The sequence below is a fragment of the Roseivirga echinicomitans genome, assembly GCF_001592935.1.
Lineage (GTDB): Bacteria > Bacteroidota > Bacteroidia > Cytophagales > Cyclobacteriaceae > Roseivirga > Roseivirga echinicomitans.
Genome location: NZ_LRDB01000001.1, coordinates 93859 through 114096 on the forward strand (window position 1 = coordinate 93859; position 20238 = coordinate 114096).

The window sequence follows — 20238 nt, forward strand, 5'->3', positions numbered from 1 at the left end:
CAGACATAAAAAAAGGGCTTAATAAGCCCTTCCTTCTTTTCCTTCGTAGAAATTCATAAACGATTTATTTACGACTCGGTGACCACCCGGAGTGGGGTAGTTACCTGTGAAGTACCAATCACCAGAATTATTAGGACAAGCCTTGTGCAAATTATCAACCGTTTGATAAACCACTTCCAATTCAGCTTTCATTCCTTTAGGCCTTACTATATCCGTGATTTTCGCTGAAATCTCATCATCAGTAAACTGATCGTACAAGCTCTGAATATAGTTCGCCTGTTCTTTGTCATTTATGTGTTGGTTCGCAATATCATATGCCTTTTGAAGTTCTGTGTGGTCTTTACCATATTTCTCTTCTAGTAAAAGAAGCATGGCCCTAAAGGCAACAAACTCCTTCATTTTCGACATATCAATTCCGTAACAATCAGGGTAACGAATTTGAGGAGCAGAAGAAACAATCACAATCTTTTTAGGCTCAAGCAAGTCGAGCATTTTTAGAATACTCTTCTCAAGAGTAGTTCCTCGAACAATCGAATCATCGACCACAACAATCGTATCCACATTCTTCTTAATTACTTCGTAAGTAGTGTCGTAAACACTGGCCACCAACTGATCGCGACTTTCATCACTCGCAATGAAAGTCCTGAGTTTGGCATCTTTGATTACCAATTTCTCAACTCTAGGTTGAAAGCTTAAAAGCTCTTCAACATCATCAATGTGAGGTTTCCCGTCAATAATAATGTCTTTCCTTTTGCGAAGTAGATATTCATCCACTCCCTGCATCATTCCCAAGAAAGAAATTTCAGCTGTATTCGGAATGAAAGAGAAAACCGTATTCTTCAGGTCGAAATTAACCGCCTTCAAAATTTGAGGAATCAAGAGCTTACCAAGTTCCTTTCTTTCACGATAGATATCCGGATCGGTTCCTTTCGAGAAATAAATTCTTTCGAAAGAACAAGCCTTAAGCTCACGCTTCTTCATGATCGGCACTTCATCCCATTCACCGTCCTTGTGCACAATCAGTGCATGGCCTGGCTCTACTTCAGAAATGTCGGAATAGTTTACGTTGAAAGCCGCTTTGATTGCCTGCTTTTCAGAGGCTACTACGATCACTTCATCATCAATATATTTGAAGGCTGGACGAATTCCATTTGGATCGCGCACGACAAAAGAAGCTCCGTGACCCAATAAGCCTACCATGGCATAACCGCCATCAAAATCTTTGAATGAACGTTTCAGCACACGCTGAATATTCAATTCATTTTCTATAATCTCTGTAATTTCAGCGTTGCTCTTTTTCTTCTTATACTTATCGAAAATACGCTGATTTTCCTCGTCCATAAAGTGACCGATTTTTTCCATTACAGTAACGGTATCGGTTTTTTCTTTAGGGTGCTGGCCAAGGCTTACCAATAGATCGAAGAGTTCGTCTACGTTGGTCATGTTGAAGTTGCCCGCCATTACTAGGTTACGGCTTCTCCAGTTATTTTGTCTTAAAAATGGGTGGCAGCTTTCTATACTATTCTTTCCGTGAGTTCCATATCGAAGGTGTCCTAACCAAAGCTCTCCAGTAAAACCCATGTTATTTTTCAGCCACTGGGCATCCTTAGGGTTGTAGCCTTCCTTCTTCTTCGCCTTTTCGAATTTCTTAGAAATTTTCCCAAAAATACTGGTAATTGGCTGTTGCTCAATGGTTCTGTAACGACTTATATATCGAATTCCCGGGTCCACTCCTAGCTTGATGTTCGCCACTCCAACCCCATCTTGACCGCGGTTGGCTTGCTTTTGCATCATGATGTAGAGTTTACTTATGGCGTAGGTGGCTGAGCCATACTTGTCGATGTAGTATTGGAGGGGTTTTCGAAGACGGATTTTTGCAATCCCGCACTCGTGTTTAATCTGTTCGCTCATTTAGTCGATTCAAAGGGCAAAGTTAATACTATTCAAAACGTTCAACAACCAATCTGATTTAAAGAATAACAATAACAGGGGTGCGACTAAAATAGTGCCCAAGATTTTGTCGGTTAAATTACCTACTACTGAGCTAACAGCTTCCTCACTACCCTTAAAAAACATGTAATAAGGTATTTTTAGATAAAAGAAGAGCGAAACAACGGTATTGAACAAACCGAAAATAAAAGCCCAAATTAAAATGCTAGAACCTTCAATTTGCCACGTTTCCCAAAGGCTTGAGAAAATATAAAGTTTGGCATTAAAACCAGCCATAGGCGGAAGCCCCGTCAACGAAATCATGACAATAAGAAGCAACACTCCTAAATAGGGCACTTTCGACCCCATTCCTTTAAAAGCATCAAAAGAAGTTTTGCCTTCATTATCTTCAAATAACTGAACCAAGAAAAAAGCCCCAAAATTCATCAGCAAATAAATACTTCCGTAAAATAATGCGGAAGTCTCCCCACTTTCAGAAAAAGCTAAAACCCCTACCAAAAGGAAACCCGCATGGGCAATGGAAGAGTAGGCCAACATTCGTTTGACATCCTTTTGCCATAAGGCTGAAAAATTACCCACCGTCATGCTGGCAATGGCAATAATACCTAACCACAATTGCCAATCAACTAATGCTAAATCAAGGCTTGCTACAAAGCGGAATAAAATGGCCAAGGCCGCCAATTTTGGTAAAGAAGAAAAAATAGCGACAATAGGTGTTGGGCTGGCCTCGTATACATCGGGTGACCAAATATGAAAAGGAAAAGCGCCTAATTTGAAAACGAAACCTCCAATAGTCATTATTAAGGCCAAGGAAAGCGGAAATACCGCCACTTGAGAAATCCCTTCTGCAAAGGCAGTTGAAGTAAAATCTAATGTCCCCGTAAAGCCATACAACCAGCTCATTCCGTAAATCATTACAGCTGAAGCCACTGCTCCAAACAGCAAATATTTCATGGCTGCTTCAGAATTTCTTTTGCTTTTGAAAAGCCCCGTGAGCACATAAGAGCAAATAGAAACCAGTTCGATAGCCACATACACCATTAAAAAATTAATGACCATTGTCATCAAGAAAGTGCCCAAAACCAAACCGAAGAACAACAATAGCGTTTCGCTTGATTTAAAGAACTTCTCTTTCTGCTTAGAGCGAAGCATCATCACTAAACCGATCAATCCACCAATACTGAAAAATGCTTTTAGGTAAATGGCTACTCCATCCAAACGGATCATTCCGTCCATAAGGATTCTATCCTCTTCAATATTTCCCCAACCAGCGATAAGTAAAGCCAAAGTGAAGGTCATGCCTGCAAAAGCAATGGCTGCCAAACCAACTGATTTATTTTCTTTGAAAATTAGATCGTAAATCAACAAAAGCACTGCTGTGATGACCAAAGTAATCTCTGGCGCTAACCAAGCAATATCAGCTGAAATACCTTGAATTTGCTCCTTCAGCCCGAGTGTCATATTGGATTGCAGCAATATCATTCAACCGAAAGGATTAAAAGTTGCGTGAAACCTTCCACTGAATTATTAATGAGGTTGAGCAGGGTTGCTGGGTAAATACCGAACCAAATGATCAGGATTACCAACGGAACCAGCATTACATATTCTCTGGCGTTCAAATCCACCAAAGTCTCTCTCCAAGCCTTGTCTTTCACCCAAAACTTGCCAAAAAACATACGCTGAAGTGTCCACAAATAATAGCCTGCGCCTAATACCAAGCCTAAAGTGGCCACCACTGGCATCCAATATGGAATGGCGCCAATAACAGTTGAAGATTTGAAAGCTCCGATAAACACCATCAGTTCGGCAATGAAGCCCGAGAAGCCTGGCAAGCCTAATGAGGCAAAGAAAGCGATGGTAATGAGAATGGTGAATTTCGGCATTTTAGAAGCCAAACCTCCATAGTTTTCGATTCCACGGTCATGGGTTCTATCGTACAACACGCCTACCAGAAGGAAGAGCATACTCGATATTAATCCGTGGCTGAACATTTGATAAATTGCTCCAGTGACACCCTCTACCGTCATAGCGGCCAAACCTAGTAGTACGAAGCCCATGTGAGAAACGGAACTGTAAGCGATCAGTCGCTTTAAATCTTTTTGTGCCAAGGCGTTCATGGCGCCATATAATATGGAGAATAAGCCAAAGAATCCGATCAGCCAAGTATAGTGAAATGCACTATCGGGGAAGAAACTAAAGGCCGTTCGAATGATTCCGTAACCGCCAATTTTCAATAGAATTCCTGCCAGCACTACCGAAACTGCGGTTGGTGCTTCTACGTGTGCATCGGGTAGCCAAGTATGGAATGGGAAAACCGGAAGCTTAATCGCAAAACCGATCAACAAGGCTAAAAAAGCCATCCATCGTGCAGATTGGCCGAAGATTTCACCATAACTGTTCTTACCTAAAAATGAATCAGGCAGGTAGTTAGCGTCATCCGCCATTGAAATCATGTTGAATGACTTCACAATATTTTCACTTTCCATTTGCCCCGATTGCACCGCAAATTGGATACTGCTGATCATGTCTGGAGAAGCCTCAGAAACATTTTCGATCACTCCCGCTTCCATACCGGTTTTTACAGGATCGTATACTGAGTTGTAAAGCCCAATCATGACGATCAGGATTAAGATAGAACCGACTAGTGTATAAAGAAAGAATTTAATGGCAGCGTATTCTCTTCTCGGTCCACCCCAAATTCCGATAAGGAAGTACATGGGTAAAAGCATAAACTCGAAAAAGAGGTAGAAAAGGAAGAAATCTAGCGCTACAAAACAACCTAAAACCGAAGTAGAAAGCAGCAAGTACAACCCAAAATAACCCTTCTGTTTTTGCTTAATTCCGAAGGAAGAAATGGCGCCAATAAAGAGCACAATGGCTGCCAAAAGCAATAGTGACAGATTCAGTCCATCAACCCCTACAAAATAATCAACTGAAAATTTACCGAGGGAACCCAGTTGGACTGAAAACCATTCGGCTTTATCCACCAACTGAAGCTGATCTTCAGAATTGGTAAGCCCTTCCACCGAGGCATCGAAACTAGTAACTGCCAATACGGATAGTACAAGCGTAACGCCCAATGCCACAAGGGCAACCCATTTGAAGCTACTGGTTTTCGACTTCGGTAAAAACAAGACCACAAGCGCGCCAAGCAGCGGGGTAAATATGATATAGGTTAAAAGATTTTCTATCATTTCACTAAAATAGAAGCCAGATTAACATGAGTATTAAAAAGGCTAAAGCAGCCATAATATATGCTTGTACATTGCCCGACTGCACCGAACGTGTCAGTTGCCCAACGCGTCCAGTTGTATAAGTCGTCAAATGTACGAATCCATCAATGATATTCCTGTCGAACCAAGCAATGAGGTGCGCAAACACCACCTGAAACTTGGCGATAAAGTTGATGAAACCGTCCAAAATCACGCGGTCGAACCAAGCAATACGCTTCGCACTCCACATTATAAATTTCAATATAACTTTTTCGTAAAGCGCATTCTGATACCAGTGGTAAAATGAAACCTGACCGACTAACCCAATTGGTTCGCGCTTTTCTGCAAATGAAGCTGAGTATTTCGCTCCTGGTTTGAATAAGAAATAGGCAATAACTAGCCCCGACAGAGCCAAACCAATTGAAATGGTTGCTACACGAAAATGCAAATTCTCGAACCATTCATGAGGCAAATCCATAAGGTTGAATGCTGCGTAACTTTCCGGTACCAAGAAAATTGGATCTTGAATTAATTGATAGAACCATGTGTCTTCGGCCTTCATGGTGAAGCCAAAAATCACGCTCAGAGAACCAATCGCCAATAACACCATCGGCAATTTCAAGAAACCGTTTCCTTCCTTTAAAGGCTTTAGTGTAGCGTTCGCTGGGATAAGTTTTGGCAACCTAAAATCACCCGTAAACACCAAGAAGATCATTCTGAAAGTGTAGAATGCAGTAATCAACACTGTAGCAAAAGCAAGCACTTCAATAAAATAGAAGCCTCCACCCTTTTCATCAACCCACACCGCAGTGTTTAGTAAAATGGCATCTTTTGAAAGGAAGCCTGAAAAACCTGGTAAACCCGCCAAGGCCAATGCGCAAATCAAAAAGCAAATGAAGGTCACTGGCATGTACTTCCGAAGCCCACCCATCACACGCATGTCTTGCGGATCGAAATTGATATCCTTGCCCTCAAGCTGATGCAATTGATGAATGATGGTTCCAGCACTTAAGAACAATCCAGCCTTAAACATGGCGTGCGTTACCAGATGAAAAAGCCCTGCTGTGTAAGCACCCACTCCCATGGCCAAAACCATATAACCCAATTGTGAAATGGTGCTATAAGCCAATACTTTTTTAATGTCGAATTGTGAAAAGGCAGCAACGGCCGCCATAAAGGCAGTAATGGCACCTACAACGGCTACAACTTCCAACGCCTGAGCATCTAAAATCACAAAGATCCGTGCGATCATAAACACACCAGCCGCCACCATGGTAGCCGCGTGAATCAATGCCGAAACTGGCGTTGGCCCTTCCATGGCATCGGGAAGCCAGACTTGTAATGGGAATTGAGCCGATTTACCTACAGCCCCACAAAACAGCGCAATACCAGCCGCACTCAGCCATCGACCATCGAGGCTATTTCTGACCAATTCGCCATTTTTAAAGTATTCGGCTACCCAATTTCCATCTTCGATACTGCTGAGCACCGTCAATGATTTTATGCCTTCTAAATCGAAAGTTTGGAACTGAGAATAGAGAATCATCAAACCAGTGATGAAACCTAAATCACCAATGCGGTTCATGATAAAGGCTTTGTTGGCAGCCAGAGAAGCGGATTTCTTTTCGAACCAAAAACCAATAAGCAGGAAAGAAGATAAACCCACCAGTTCCCAAAAAATGAAAATGAAGAGCAAATCGTAAAACAGAATAATGCCCAGCATGGAGAAGGTAAATAGTCCAAGCAAACCAAAATAGCGGGACTTGTTCTCATCATGGCGCATATATTCCATAGAAAAGAAATGCACCAACACCGAAATAAAATTAACCACCACCAGCATAATCAGCGCCAGTTGGTCAATCAGAAAAGAATAAGTGAGTTGCGTATCGCCAATGCTAAACCAATTTCCACGAATTGACACTCCCGTAGTGTCCCAATATTGCGAAGCCAGGTAAATGGAAATCAAAAGGTTAACTCCCAATAACAGTGTGGCCCAAGCAGGCGCTATTTTCTTTATAAAAGTAGTAGTGAAAAACGACAGTAACGGAATGGCCATCAAAGCGATTATCCAATAAATCAAAGGATTAAATTCCGTGGTCGATATGATGTCGTTCAAATCAATCATCCTTTCAGTTCATTGATTTTATCCAGATTGGCCGTTTGGAAATGTTGATACACTTTAATGACGATTGCCAGTGCAACAGCAGCTTCGGCAGCGGCTACGGTAATGACGAAAAGCGCAAAAACCTGGCCTTGCAACTCTACCGCATCAAAACGGCTAAAAGCGACTAAGTTTAAGTTGGTAGCATTCAACATGAGTTCAATGCCAATCAAAACGGCAATGGCATTTTTGCGAGTAACCACAACGGCCAAACCGATACAGAATAAGGCGGCACCCAGCAGCAAAACGGTATTAAGCGGCATCAGTTCCCTCCTCTCTTGTATTACCTGCAATGCGCACTGCGCCAATTAAAGCCAGCAAAAGCAAAATGCCAATCACTTCGAAAACCAGTACATAATCTGTCATGATTTTCATTCCTAAATCACTAACACTTGAAGGTGCTGAAGGCGTATTTTTCATCCAACCCATATTGGCAAAATCAGCCATTTCAATGGCTTTGGCCAAAATATAAAACAGCCCTGCCGAGATTAATATGCCAAAGAATTTATTATACACCTCCGTCTCCACTTTGGCTTGCGACAAGCGATTGGTGAGCATAATGCCAAAAACCATCAATATGAGGACACCACCGACATAGACTAAAATTTGAGTGATGGCCACAAATTCGGCTCCGAGTAAAACGAAAATACCCGCCATTCCAATAAAAGTGGCAATCAGCGCAAATGCCGAATACAGAATATTCTTCGACAAGAGAATAAACAATGCCGACAGACCCGTAAGTCCTAAAAACGCATAGAATATGATGTTCTCTATTGGCATCCGTTAATCGTTTGTCTCATTTTTATCTTCATCATCCTTTTTCTTCGGTTGGATTTTTGGCCGCATTATCGGGCGAGGTTTTGGTTTCGCTTCTTCCGAAGAACCTTCCTCCTCTTTCTTCCGCACATGAATTTTAGGTCGAATGACCACGCGCTGCACAGGCTTTTCTTCCGAAGCCTCAGCTTTTGGTGCAGCAGGAATTTTCGGCTTCATCGGTATTTTCGGCCTTGCAGTGTTCGGAACACCTTCCACTTTAGTTTCTTCCTTTGGCTCCTCTATTTTCTTGGCCTGAATTTTCGGTTTCATCACCACTTTTGGCCTTACTGGCTTAGCTGCATCATCCGATTTTTCTTCAGTAGAAGTAGCTGCCGTCTTCGGCTTCATTGCTTTCGGCCTAAAAACTGGCTTTGCACCTGCAGGTTTTGCAGCAGCTTCTGAGGTAGGTTTGCTTTTGGCAAAGGCCGCCATTTTCTCTTTCTCTTCTTCCTTCTTTTTATTGAACTCTTCTAAAGCCTGTCTTTTCTCAATAATTTCTAGCGGAGTCATTTCGCCAAAAACAAAGTTATGCTCGGCAAAATCGAAAGCACTGAAATCGTATTCCTTGGTCATGGTGAGGCATTCCGTAGGGCAAACGGTAGTGCATAAACCACAGAAGCAGCATTTTGCCATATCGATATCGAACTTGGCGGCATGAATCCGTTTTGGGGTGCCATCTGAAGTCTTCCCGATTTCTTCTACCGCCCTTACTGGCTCAATGTCAATGCAGTCTACAGGGCAAATTTTAGCGCACTTGTCGCAGACAATGCAGTCTTCAATTTCATTGTGAAGCTTATAGCGCCCATTGTCGGGCACCGGAATAATTTCTTTAGGGTATTGTGTGGCGAAAATTCCAATCTGTTTCTCGAAGTAATTTTCATCGTCCACATACAATGGATCGCGCTGAGTAGTCGCATCCTTCATGTGCTCAAAAGTAACCTTGAGCCCTTCTTTCAGGGTTTTTGTAGCAATGGCGATATTTTTCCAGTACTTACTCATATCATCAGCAATCTCCACAAAGCACTCACCAAAACCAAAATTATAGCGCCAGGAGTCAGGTATTTCCAGCTTAAATTCATGAGCTGATCTAGCCTTAACCTAGGGTAAGTCCAACGGATCCAGATTTGCAAACCTACTGTAAGCAAAGCCTTCGATACCAACCAAAATGCACCCCATAAATGTCCCGCAACCGTGCCGGGTTCGCCACTGGTCCAATCGGCCAAGGCCACAGAACCAATATTAGGCAGAGGGGTGTTCCAACCACCCCAAAACAGAATTGCTCCTAAAAATGAAATCAAGAGCATCATACCATACTCTGAAAGCATGATCATGGCCCACCTGAAGCCAGAATATTCTACATGAAAACCAGCGACCAATTCCGATTCTGCAATCGGAATATCGAAGGGAGCACGGTTGGCTTCCGCCAAAGAGGCAATGAAAAAGATAAGGTAGGCCAAGAAGAAAAATGGAATTCTAAAAATGTTCCAAGTCAGGAAACCGCCAATATGAGTGGTTTCAATCCCTAAAGCCTTAATGCCGAAAAGGAAGTTCTGAGCATTCGGGTCGATGGCATTGATAAATATCCCTTGCTGATAAACGATCTCTTGCAAGTTGAGCGACTGAGAAACCATGATGACGCAAACCACAGACAGTCCCAACGGAATTTCATAAGAAATAATTTGAGCCACAGAACGCATGGCGCCCAGCAAAGCATATTTACTGTTGGAACCCCAGCCTGCCATCAAAATACCAATCACATCTAGCGAAACGATGGCCAATAGGTAGAAAATTCCAGTTTCAATTTGAGAACCGCCAAAATCCGAAGTGAGCGGAAGCACTGCAAAACCAGCAAATACCGAAGTAAAAATGATGAGGGGAGCTACTTTGAAGATCCTTTTATCGGCTGCTAAAGGAACAATATCTTCCTTTTGGAGCAATTTGAGCAAATCGGCTACGGTTTGGAGTAAACCATAAGGACCAGTTTCCATTGGCCCATACCTGTCCTGAATGAATGCAGAGATTTTTCTTTCCGCATACACCGCAAAAATGGTATAGATGAGCACAAAATTTAAAAAGAATAAAAATGCGTACACGATCCGATTTTCCCTTGTTCACTGCAAAGAAAGTATATAATTCGTTAAGTCGTAAAGTAAAGTCTACAAGAGGTGTAGGATAAAGTTATAAAAGAGGAAGACCGCATTTTATTTGCTAAAAACCGGCACTAAATAGAAGCAGTTAAACTTCTTCTTCCTATCAAGCGCTATCTCCTTCTTTACTAAAATCTGGTCATTGACAATTGCATCGTAAAAACCCTGTTGTGTACTTACCAAGGCCTTCTTGTTGGTCTTTAAGTCTATGTGGTAAATTGAAAATTGATCATCACCCATATCGCCTACTAGATAGGTCGTACCGGTGACCTTATCAACGGTTAGAAACCAACTATTGGCACCTTCAGTGGGGTAAAGCACCGTTCTCACCTTGCCAGCTTGGGGATTTAAGATATAGCAAGTGCCAATCATAGGGATGTTAAAGTAGATTTCACCTTTATAAGAAGTCACTTCACCCAGAGCAAACGTAGGTTGATCTAAAAACGACTTCCACTGATCTCCAACAACTTCTTCCTTACCCGAGTTGATCCACCGCTTTTCACCATCCTCGTCTAAATAATAGTATCTCGGAATATTTTTTTTCTCCCGTTTTTTTGTTCTGTCCTTAGCTTTTGTTTCGTAGCCTACTTCAAGTCCGTAAAAGTAACCCAAACGATTCTGATTAAAATTTGAAGTAGCAACAAGGTCATTGAAGGCTTCGATATTTGTTGTATTCGAAACTAGTGTGAATTGGTCATTCGCAACCTTGTAAGTAGCCGTTGCAAAGCTTGCCACCAAGGTGAAGGAATTATTTTCTCTAACATTTAAGGAGTTAAGGAAGCCACCTAAGACATACACAGTATCCACAATTAAATGTGATTTATTTAACAGCAAAAGCAATTCTGAAGAAGGCCCACTCTTGGACCTATCCTTCACATTTGCCACAAAGTAGTCCTCACTTAATGGCCAAATAAACTCGATATCAACACTCTCATTACAATAGAATAAATTCTTGTCATCGAAATCGTCTTGTGCAATTAAGTTGTTTGTAGCTAGTAGCAAGCCTAACAGCATCAAGGTATATTTACTTTTTAACCAACTCATAGTAATAATTGTATTTAAAGTAATCGTCTCCATTACCCGTATCGCACTTGCCAGGAAGAAGATAGCCAGAAGAAACCGCCAAGGCTTTACTCCACATGTCTTTATTTCCTAACTCAATCTCATTGATCAAATTTAGATCAGCATTGAAAACCAATAGTGAATATTCATTTTTGCAACTCGACACTTTTGCATCTTCACTGGGTTCATGAAAAACCAACCTAGTAAATAAGTTTAAATCCTTATGAAAATTGACTTGACCATAATATGGACTGCTAATCTGAAAATTAATTTGCTCTTGTAACCCTACAGTTTTCCTCAACGGGTCAGGTAATCTCTTGATATTGGAACTACTTACACAGGATGAGTTAACCAGCTCGCTGGTGTTTAAATCATACTTATAAACCTGATGATCTAAAGGATAAGAAGCGTAGACGTATTCGCCCTCCACAGCTAAATATGGAAATGTGTATTTATCTGGAACTTCAAAATCACCCTGGGTCATAAAATTTTTTCTTTCACCAAAATTGGAAATCACGGTGTTTGAGGTTGGATCATATTCTACAATGAGCTTAATCTTTGTTTGATCTGGGTAGTACCAAAAATCGAATGGGTCATTCACAAAAACCATTCGACTCCCATTATTTCTAATTAATATATTGCCTTGTTGCCTATTGTTATGCAAACCAAAAGGAGACCCTTCCATCATCCAGTCTAATTTTAGATTGCTCATATCAATATTCTCTCTAATAATTCCAGCACTATCGAATCTAATCAGCTTGGAGCGCACTGGCATTTGAAAATAAATAGAGTCGAAGCTTTTAAAGGTTGGCAGCCCCACTGTCACATCTATTGTCTGTAATGAGTCATGGCGAAGAATAGCTCCGTTTTTCATATCGTAGATTGTAAAGCTCAGGCTGCTTTCTGATGTTTCACAGATATACCAATTATCATCCTTTTCCAATACTGAATAAAGGGCACGTTGCTTAAAGTGCTTGGGTAAAATTTCTATTTTTTCTAGCTGTGTTCTTTTCACCCCTACAGTAAAACCGAGATCAACCTCCATGTTTTCACAGGATTCCAAATAGCTATTTCTTCCCCCATCTGAGCAGCCTGTAAAGATCAAAATAGTAAACAACAGATATAAGGGAATATTCTTCATAGGGATTGTAATGCTATGCATGAAACCAAGCTTTGACAATAGAGCCATGACTATGACTGACCTAAAAGTGTCATTTCAATTTAAATATAAACCTAGAAAATAATTATAATCTTAATTATACATTAAATTATATTAATGTAGAGATTAAAATAATGGAAGAGGGATAAGAAGTATTTTTGAAAAAAATATGAAGTAGACCTACTTACTCCCACAAAACGTGTTTCTCTAATTTAATTTCTTCTTGGAAAAAGAGTTCGGCAGCGGCCTGAAAAGAAGGGGTAAAGTCAGAAACCAAGAACCTGTTCTTTCCTGAGCGCTCATTGGCAAGTAAGTCACTTTCCTGAAGCATATTTTGCAATGCCTGAGCTACTATGGTGGAAGAATCAATCACTTCGATTTTATCCTTAAAAAATGCCGACACCTGCTTTTTGATCAAAGGGTAATGTGTACAGCCTAAAATCAATGCTTCAATCCCTTCAAGCTCTTCTCTTCCTAAGTACTGATTGATGATTTGCTCTGAAATATCATTTTTGTAAAAGCCCTCTTCAATCATGGGTACCAAAAGCGGTGTTGCTAAAGCCCCAAAGTTAATTTCTGGGTTTTCACTCTTTAGCTTTAGTTCATAAACGCCAGAACCCACGGTTTGCTTGGTGCCTATCAAACCAATGTTAGCATCATCACTATATTTCTCAGCCACATAAGCCACCACAGGGTCGATAACATTGAGCACTTGAGCCTTGCTGCCCACGTAAGCTTTAACGAGCTCGTAAGCAGCCGCAGAAGCCGAATTACAGGCAATCAAAATCACCTTACATCCTTGCTGCAATAATACATCGCAAATCTTGACAGAATAAGCCTGAATGGTAGCCGCAGATTTATCACCATAAGGTAAATGAGCACTGTCGCCAAAATAGATGAGTTGCTCATTCGGAAGAAGGTTTTTTACGGCATGTGCCACAGTAAGCCCGCCCATTCCGCTGTCAAAAATTCCTATGGGTTGATTTTTGGTCATGTATAACTGCTAAGGTATTTGTTTCGAATAAAAACTTAACGCAGCCCCGCCAAATTATTATTGACTTTCTGAAGGAAGGGAATCCGCGCATTTATTTTTTTACCTGCCGTTAAATAATGTGAAAGGCGAGTAGACTGCCGTTTGACCTTACTATCTTCGTGGATGCTAAATCACGGAAAAAACGCGAGTCCAAAGCAGAAAAGTAGAGGCATAAAAAAAGTCTCAACTTTCGCTGAGACTTTTAGAAGTGATCTGGCTGGGGCTCGAACCCAGGACCCTCTCCTTAAAAGGGAGATGCTCTACCAACTGAGCTACCAAATCAAAATGTTTTCTTGTTGAATTAAGGGCGTTTTCCTTAATTGCGACTGCAAAGGTAAGAGGTAAATAATTAAATGCAAGCACGAAATTTTAAAATTCTCACATTCGTTTTATTGACACTTTTTTGTCTTCAAGAAAACGCTAATTCTCAAGGAGTTACAAACGACTTAAAAATTGCAGATTCTTTATTCCAAAAGAAACTATATACGCAATCACTCACGCTCTACGAAAAAATAGCGCGTGAAGAGAAGGTTGCATCGCCAGCAATGCTCCTAAAAATGGCATTTGTGTACGAAAGTTTGGAGGATTTAGGAAATGCACTTTACACTTTGAACAACTATTACAAACTCACTTCGGATAAAAAAGTGCTCGTCAAAATGAATGAAATGGCGCAGCAAAATAATCTGGAGGGTTACTCTACCAGTGACTTCAATCTATTCTTAAAATTCTTTGATGAAAACCGAAATTACTTTGCGTTGGTATGTCTTGCATTGAGTGTTCTTATTCTAAGTATGATTTTAAAACGGAAGAAAAAGCTAGAAGAGAAATCGGCCGGATTGACCATTGGCTTGGTATTTTCACTTCTACTCACTACCTATTTAATCAATTTTTCGCAATTGGCTACCAAAGGAATTATTACTTCGGCCAATGCTTATTTAATGAGCGGCCCTTCCGCTGGAGCCGATTTAATCGAAATTACTGGTGAAGGCCATAAAGTAGAAATTGTGGGTCAAAAGGACATTTGGGTAGAAATCAAATGGAAAAACAGCCGAGCATATATCAGGGAAAACAACCTTAAAGAATTGCCTTAGGGGAATAAGGCATCCTTGCAAATTTAAAACTGCACTTTAAATTTGCAAGGATCGTCTAGCGATCCACTTCGCCCAAAACAATATCAATAGAGCCAATAACAGCCACCAAATCTGATATTAAACCACCTTTTGCCAGTTCGTTAATAATAGAGAGATTCACGAAACTTGCTCCCCGTGCTTTGCAACGGAACGGCACGTCAGATCTTCCATCGGCACGGAAGAAGAAGCCAGTTTCACCTTTTGGATTTTCGGCTCGAATGTAGAAATCTTGTGCTTTTGGTCTGATTTTCTTTGGTGCTAATGCTCGCGGATCGAAGTCACGGGTCCTCTTGTGCTCAGTGATCAGTTTTTCTAAGCATTGCTCAATAATCTTTATCGACTCGTAGCACTCTTGCACACGCACCCAAGTTCTGTCCCAGCAATCGCCTAAGGTTCCTGCTTCGCCCTTGCCCACTGGTATATCAAAATCTATTTCTGGATAAACTGAATAGCCATCCACTTTCCTTAGGTCATACTTCAAACCAGAACCACGCAGCATCGGGCCAGTGATGCCATAGTTAATCGCTAAATCGACAGGTAAAACACCCACATTGGCAGTTCGGTCAATGAATATTTTATTATCAATAACTACTCTTTCTAGCTCCCTAATTTTAGGTTTTAAGTAGGTAGTAAACTCAAGGCATCTTTCTTCGAAACCTACGGGCAAATCGTAAAACAAGCCACCCACCCAAATGTAATTGTAAAGCATTCGTGCACCAGAAGCCCATTCTAACAAACGAACAATGTGCTCTCTGTCTCGGGTCATCCAGAAAAATGCGGTAACCGCACCAATGTCCATTCCGTAGGAACCGAGTGCAATAAAATGTGAAGCCAATCGATTCAATTCCGCTACCAAAACACGGATATACTCTACCCGCTTTGGAATAATTTTATCGATACCCAACATCCGCTCCACGCCCATGGCGTAAGCGTGTTCGGTATTCATAGCGGCCAAATAATCCATTCGATCTACAAAAGGAATGATCTGATTATAAGGTAGTTTCTCCGCGTGTTTTTCGAAGCAGCGGTGCAAATAACCTAAGTGCGGAACCACTTCAATTACTTCTTCGCCTTTGGCCAAAACCTCTAAACGAAGTACCCCATGGGTAGAGGGGTGTTGCGGACCAATATTGACAATCATCTCCTCTCTTTTCAAATCTTCAGACTTGAATTTTTGAGGAGCCGACTTGCGCAAATTCTCCTTATCGAAGATATATTGTACCTGATTCGCCACTTAATATTCTACTTTAATTCCGCGATAGTATTCTTGTTCTTGGTAGTCTTTTCTGAGAGGGAAACCGTCCCAATCGGCTGGCATTAAAATCCTTCGTAAATCGGGATGATTGTTGAAGTGAATGCCGTACAGATCGTAGACTTCACGTTCTTGCCAATCGGCAGTTCTCCATAAACCACAAAGCGAGTCGATAACTGGTTTTTCCCTTGACAATTCCACCTTCACCATCAAATGATGATTGAAAGGAATGGAGTATAGGTTGTAAATCATCTCCATTGTATTCGCTTCTGGACCGTTGTCTAGGCCAGTAATACAGGAAAGAGAATCGATATAGAGTTGGTCATCTTTCTGAAGGAAATCCATGATCTCCACCAAATTTTCAGCCTTGACAATAATGGCCTTTGGCGAAGCATTTTCGTCTGTCGAAAGAATAAATTCTTCTCCCAAACTGGTTTTAATATGGGCTACGATTTGCTCGAAATTCATGCTACTTTGGCTTTCTTTTCCAACAACTTTTCAATGGACTTTGGCGCCACAATGGTTTCTTGTCTTATTTTTTCTTGAAGCTTCAGCAAACCACCAATCAAAGCTTCTGGCCTTGGTGGGCAACCCGGCACGTAAACGTCTACAGGAATTATTCTATCCACCCCTTTTACCACATGGTAGCCATGCTCCCAATAAGGGCCTCCACAATTAGAACATGAGCCCATGGATACAACATAACGTGGTTCAGCCATTTGCTCATAAAGTCTTCTTACACGGTCGGCCATTTTAAAAGTTACCGTACCCGCTACAATCATTACATCCGCTTGGCGCGGACTGGCGAAAGGCACTATACCGAATCGATCTAAATCATAGGGGGTGGATTGAGCACCCATAAATTCAATGGCGCAACAGGCCGTTCCGAAGGCCATAGGCCACATGGAAGACAGTCTCGCCCAGTTGATGAGGTCATCTAACTTGGAAATAACAATACCGCTCTTCTGTACATTTCGATCTAAAAGCCCCATTAGTCTTTATACTTTTGATATGCTTCTGTAGGGATTGGCGATTTGAAATCGGAAACTCGATTGACAGGTTTTACCCAATCTAAATAACATTTTCGCCAAGCATAAGCCAAGCCCAAGGCCAATATAAAGATGAAAATGAACATCTCTGTAATCGCAAACCAAGCCCAGGCATAATCAGTACCTTGAATCAATTCCTTGTCTCCAAAAATAACTGCCCAGGGAAATAAGTAGATGATTTCGACTTCGAAAAGCAAGAAGATTATGGCGACAATATAAAACTTGATGTTGAACTGTCCCCAAGCATTACCGATGGTTTCTTCCCCTGACTCGTAGGTTGTCAGTTTTTCGTAATTAGGTTTTTTAGGGCGAATAATGCTGGCCGCAATAAGCCCCACCGACACGAAGGTGATGGCGCCTAAAATAAAAATCAATACCGTTCCAAATTCTGTAAGGTTAGGCTCTATCATTCTAATTTAAAACTTCAATGGGTCGATATGCTGGAAATGTCCATTCAATTGAATCCGTTCCTTGGCACGCTCCATCTCTTTCACAAAAGGAATGGCACGTTCCATATGACTGATCAAAAATTCGTATCGCTGCGACTGGTTTTCCATTTGCAACATATCGTATTCTTGCGCTAAAGATAAGCCCAATTTATGAGCTAGTTGATATTCTTCGGTCAAATCCGCAACATTGAGTTTGTGGTCCATCCTGAGAATCTCAACCAATTGGGCGGCCAACTCCTTTAAACGAGACCATTGCGCAGCTTCACCATTTTTATTATTCTCAATAAAAGTAACCTTACCTCCAGCGTAGAGCTTTCCCGCAACCATTTCTTGGAAAGTCACCAATTCAAAAACTCTTGTGCAACGAGCAACAATGTCCATTTCTCCGTTGGGGTAAGCTTTCACTACTTTCTCCACTATCATCTCGGAGCCAAACTCCATAATCCCTGTATCGAACACAGGAACCCCAAAGCTTTTACCTTCGGCTACACATTCGCTCACCAGCTGTTTATAGCGAGGTTCGAAAACATGAAGATTGAGTTTTTCGTCAGGAAAAACGACAAGTTTTAAAGGAAAAAAAGGGAGGAATTCTTCCATTGCTAAATTGGTTGGCATGAAAAACAAAAGCCCCTTTCGGGGCTTATTGTTTACATATTCTTAATGATTTCATCTCCAAATTCAGAGCATTTAAGGAGTGTTGCTCCATCCATCAGTCGCTCGAAATCGTAGGTGACTCGTTTTTTAGCAATTGAAGCTTCCAGGCCTTTATAGATCAAATTAGCCGCTTCTTGCCAGCCCATGTATTCTAACATCATAGCGCCAGAAAGAATTACTGAACCTGGATTCACCTTGTCTTGACCAGCATATTTTGGAGCTGTACCGTGTGTCGCTTCAAAAATTGCAGTTCCAGTTAGGTAGTTAATGTTCGCGCCAGGAGCAATACCAATACCACCAACAATAGCAGCCAAAGCATCAGAAACATAGTCACCATTTAGGTTCAATGTTGCGATCACAGAATACTCCGCTGGTCTTAGAAGGATTTGCTGAAGGAATGCATCGGCAATCACATCTTTAATGATCACTTGATGTCCATCCTTCTCAATGACTTGCCAAGGGCCACCTTGGTAATCTTTGGCTCCGTAGCTATTTTTAGCCAATTCGTAACCCCAAGTTTTGAAAGCACCTTCGGTGTATTTCATGATGTTACCCTTATGTACTAGGGTAACAGAGTCTCTTTTTTGCTCGAAAGCGAAATCGATGGCACTTTTCACCAAACGATGTGTTCCTTCTTCTGAAACTGGCTTTAAACCATAACCTGAAGATTCAGGGAATCTAACTTTTGCGAATTTTTTAGGGAAGTTTGACTTTAAAAAGTCATTCATTTTTTTAGCATCGTCAGTTCCTTGTTCGAACTCGATACCCGCATAAATATCTTCCGTGTTTTCTCTAAAAATCACCATGTCGCAAAGCCCTGGCTCTTTTACTGGAGAAGGTGTTCCTTCAAACCATCTTACTGGACGAACACAAGCGTATAAATCCAATTCTTGGCGAAGGGCAACATTCAATGAACGAATTCCACCTCCTACTGGAGTAGTCAAGGGGCCTTTAATTCCTACCAAATATTCTCTGAAAGCATCTAGCGTAGCGGTAGGCATCCACTCGCCTGTTGCGTTGAAGGCTTTTTCTCCAGCCAAAACTTCTTTCCACGCTAAGCTTTTCGCACCCTTGTAGGCTTTTTCTACAGCGCTGTCCAATACTTTTTGGGCGGCTGGCCAAATATCTACACCAATGCCATCTCCTTCAATAAATGGAACTGTAGGGTTGTTGGGTACATTTAGAACCCCGTTACTAATGGTTATTTTTTGTTCGCTCATTTCGTTAAACGGTTATGTGATTCGTAATTCGAGTTATTGATGCTAAGGTAAGAAATTATCTAGGTTGAAAGTTCCCCAACTTGGACTTTCCCTGTAATTTTAGCCCCTCAGTTTTAAGCCCTTTTAATAGCTTTCTTTGTCGTTAGGGAAGTCTTTCGCTTTTACATCTTTCACATAGTTGGTCACCGCATTTTTAATGGTGGTTCCCAAATCCGCATACTGCCTTAAGAAACGCGGTTTAAACTCCGTAGTAATGCCCAGCATATCGTGAATCACCAAAACCTGACCGTCTACATGTGGGCCAGCCCCGATACCGATGGTTGGGATATTAATTTCTTCCGAAACACGTTTGGCGAGTTCAGCAGGTATTTTTTCTAGTACAATTGCGTAGCAACCGCAAGCCTCTAAAAGCTTAGCATCTTCAATGAGCTTATCGGCTTCGTCTTCTTCCTTCGCCCTTACAGAGTAAGTACCGAATTTATAAATGGACTGAGGGGTTAAACCCAAATGCCCCATTACAGGAACACCAGCACTCAAAATTCTAGTGACTGACTCTTTGATTTCGGCTCCACCTTCCATCTTCACACTATGTGCACCAGATTCCTTCATTATTCTGATGGCAGAACGTAGAGCCTCCGAGCTATTTCCTTGATATGAACCAAAGGGAATATCTACGGCTACAAAAGCACGCTTGACTGCTCGAACCACTGAACTGGCATGGTAGATCATTTGATCGAGTGTGATAGGCAAAGTGGTTTCGTGGCCAGCCATTACATTAGAAGCTGAATCACCCACGAGGATGATATCTATACCCGCTTCATCCACCAAAGAGGCCATTGAATAATCATAAGCCGTAAGCATAGATATTTTCTCACCACGATCTTTCATGGCTTGCAACTGGTGCGTGGTAATTTTCTTTATTTCCGATTTGTGTATTGACATGT

19 protein-coding genes and 1 tRNA gene are annotated in these 20238 nt (G+C 41.4%); 1 reads left to right on the forward strand and 19 read right to left on the reverse strand.

The genetic code is table 11. The features are described from left to right. Positions 1 to 18: 18 nt before the first annotated feature. The 12 genes from AWN68_RS00470 to AWN68_RS00525 all read right to left on the reverse strand — a co-directional run bounded on the left by AWN68_RS00470 (position 19) and on the right by AWN68_RS00525 (position 13822). Positions 19 to 1911, reverse strand: a complete 1893-nt coding sequence (locus AWN68_RS00470; RefSeq protein WP_068409964.1) for an amidophosphoribosyltransferase — start codon at positions 1909 to 1911, stop codon at positions 19 to 21. A gap of 9 nt (positions 1912 to 1920) precedes the next feature. Next, positions 1921 to 3432 (reverse strand): NADH-quinone oxidoreductase subunit N, encoded by a 1512-nt coding sequence (locus tag AWN68_RS00475; protein ID WP_068409968.1) that lies wholly within the window; start codon positions 3430 to 3432, stop codon positions 1921 to 1923. After that, the gene (locus AWN68_RS00480; protein ID WP_068409971.1) at positions 3429 to 5144 is read right to left on the reverse strand and encodes a complex I subunit 4 family protein; all 1716 of its coding nucleotides are present in this window, start codon (positions 5142 to 5144) and stop codon (positions 3429 to 3431) included. Before AWN68_RS00480 ends, AWN68_RS00475 begins: the two co-directional genes overlap by 4 nt. Positions 5145 to 5148: 4 nt before the next feature. Next, positions 5149 to 7287, reverse strand: a complete 2139-nt coding sequence (gene nuoL / locus AWN68_RS00485; RefSeq protein ID WP_068409973.1) for an NADH-quinone oxidoreductase subunit L — start codon at positions 7285 to 7287, stop codon at positions 5149 to 5151. Continuing rightward, positions 7284 to 7586, reverse strand: a complete 303-nt coding sequence (gene nuoK / locus AWN68_RS00490; protein ID WP_172796015.1) for an NADH-quinone oxidoreductase subunit NuoK — start codon at positions 7584 to 7586, stop codon at positions 7284 to 7286. The genes nuoL and nuoK overlap by 4 nt, the downstream gene beginning before the upstream one ends. Beyond that, a complete protein-coding gene (locus tag AWN68_RS00495) occupies positions 7576 to 8103 on the reverse strand; it encodes an NADH-quinone oxidoreductase subunit J family protein (RefSeq protein ID WP_084362705.1) in 528 nt (175 codons plus the stop codon). The genes nuoK and AWN68_RS00495 overlap by 11 nt, the downstream gene beginning before the upstream one ends. 3 nt (positions 8104 to 8106) lie before the next feature. After that, positions 8107 to 9138, reverse strand: a complete 1032-nt coding sequence (locus AWN68_RS18690) for a 4Fe-4S dicluster domain-containing protein (RefSeq protein WP_084362706.1) — start codon at positions 9136 to 9138, stop codon at positions 8107 to 8109. Then, positions 9135 to 10232: a complex I subunit 1/NuoH family protein gene (locus AWN68_RS00505; protein WP_068409976.1), complete on the reverse strand. Its 1098-nt coding sequence runs from the start codon at positions 10230 to 10232 to the stop codon at positions 9135 to 9137. The genes AWN68_RS18690 and AWN68_RS00505 overlap by 4 nt, the downstream gene beginning before the upstream one ends. Positions 10233 to 10340: 108 nt before the next feature. After that, the gene (locus AWN68_RS00510) at positions 10341 to 11330 is read right to left on the reverse strand and encodes a hypothetical protein (RefSeq protein ID WP_068409977.1); all 990 of its coding nucleotides are present in this window, start codon (positions 11328 to 11330) and stop codon (positions 10341 to 10343) included. After that, positions 11311 to 12510, reverse strand: a complete 1200-nt coding sequence (locus AWN68_RS00515; protein ID WP_157716013.1) for a DUF4221 family protein — start codon at positions 12508 to 12510, stop codon at positions 11311 to 11313. Before AWN68_RS00515 ends, AWN68_RS00510 begins: the two co-directional genes overlap by 20 nt. A gap of 181 nt (positions 12511 to 12691) precedes the next feature. Continuing rightward, positions 12692 to 13501 (reverse strand): glutamate racemase, encoded by an 810-nt coding sequence (murI, locus tag AWN68_RS00520; RefSeq protein ID WP_068409979.1) that lies wholly within the window; start codon positions 13499 to 13501, stop codon positions 12692 to 12694. Positions 13502 to 13749: 248 nt separating this feature from the next. Further along, positions 13750 to 13822 (reverse strand) — tRNA-Lys (locus AWN68_RS00525). A gap of 71 nt (positions 13823 to 13893) precedes the next feature. On the opposite strand from AWN68_RS00525, the gene AWN68_RS00530 reads away from it, so the two are divergent. Next, complete coding sequence (locus AWN68_RS00530) at positions 13894 to 14631, forward strand: SH3 domain-containing protein (RefSeq protein WP_068409980.1); 738 nt, start codon at positions 13894 to 13896, stop codon at positions 14629 to 14631. A 55-nt stretch (positions 14632 to 14686) separates the two neighbouring features. Here AWN68_RS00530 and AWN68_RS00535 read toward each other — a convergent pair whose 3' ends face one another. From AWN68_RS00535 to panB, 7 genes are all read right to left on the reverse strand, one after another. After that, the gene (locus AWN68_RS00535) at positions 14687 to 15904 is read right to left on the reverse strand and encodes an NADH-quinone oxidoreductase subunit D (RefSeq protein WP_068409981.1); all 1218 of its coding nucleotides are present in this window, start codon (positions 15902 to 15904) and stop codon (positions 14687 to 14689) included. After that, the gene (locus AWN68_RS00540; RefSeq protein ID WP_068409982.1) at positions 15905 to 16390 is read right to left on the reverse strand and encodes an NADH-quinone oxidoreductase subunit C; all 486 of its coding nucleotides are present in this window, start codon (positions 16388 to 16390) and stop codon (positions 15905 to 15907) included. Further along, positions 16387 to 16914, reverse strand: coding sequence for an NADH-quinone oxidoreductase subunit NuoB (gene nuoB, locus AWN68_RS00545; RefSeq protein WP_068409983.1), 528 nt, complete (start codon positions 16912 to 16914; stop codon positions 16387 to 16389). Before nuoB ends, AWN68_RS00540 begins: the two co-directional genes overlap by 4 nt. After that, entirely contained in the window at positions 16914 to 17381 is a 468-nt protein-coding gene (locus tag AWN68_RS00550; RefSeq protein WP_068409984.1) for an NADH-quinone oxidoreductase subunit A, read from the reverse strand. Before AWN68_RS00550 ends, nuoB begins: the two co-directional genes overlap by 1 nt. Before the next feature lie 6 nt (positions 17382 to 17387). Beyond that, on the reverse strand, positions 17388 to 18017 hold the full coding sequence (locus AWN68_RS00555) for an LON peptidase substrate-binding domain-containing protein (RefSeq protein ID WP_157716014.1): 630 nt from the start codon (positions 18015 to 18017) through the stop codon (positions 17388 to 17390). A 50-nt stretch (positions 18018 to 18067) separates the two neighbouring features. Beyond that, a complete protein-coding gene (icd, locus tag AWN68_RS00560) occupies positions 18068 to 19294 on the reverse strand; it encodes an NADP-dependent isocitrate dehydrogenase (RefSeq protein ID WP_068409988.1) in 1227 nt (408 codons plus the stop codon). A 123-nt stretch (positions 19295 to 19417) separates the two neighbouring features. Further along, the gene (gene panB / locus AWN68_RS00565) at positions 19418 to 20236 is read right to left on the reverse strand and encodes a 3-methyl-2-oxobutanoate hydroxymethyltransferase (protein WP_068409989.1); all 819 of its coding nucleotides are present in this window, start codon (positions 20234 to 20236) and stop codon (positions 19418 to 19420) included. Between the last annotated feature and the right edge of the window lie 2 nt (positions 20237 to 20238).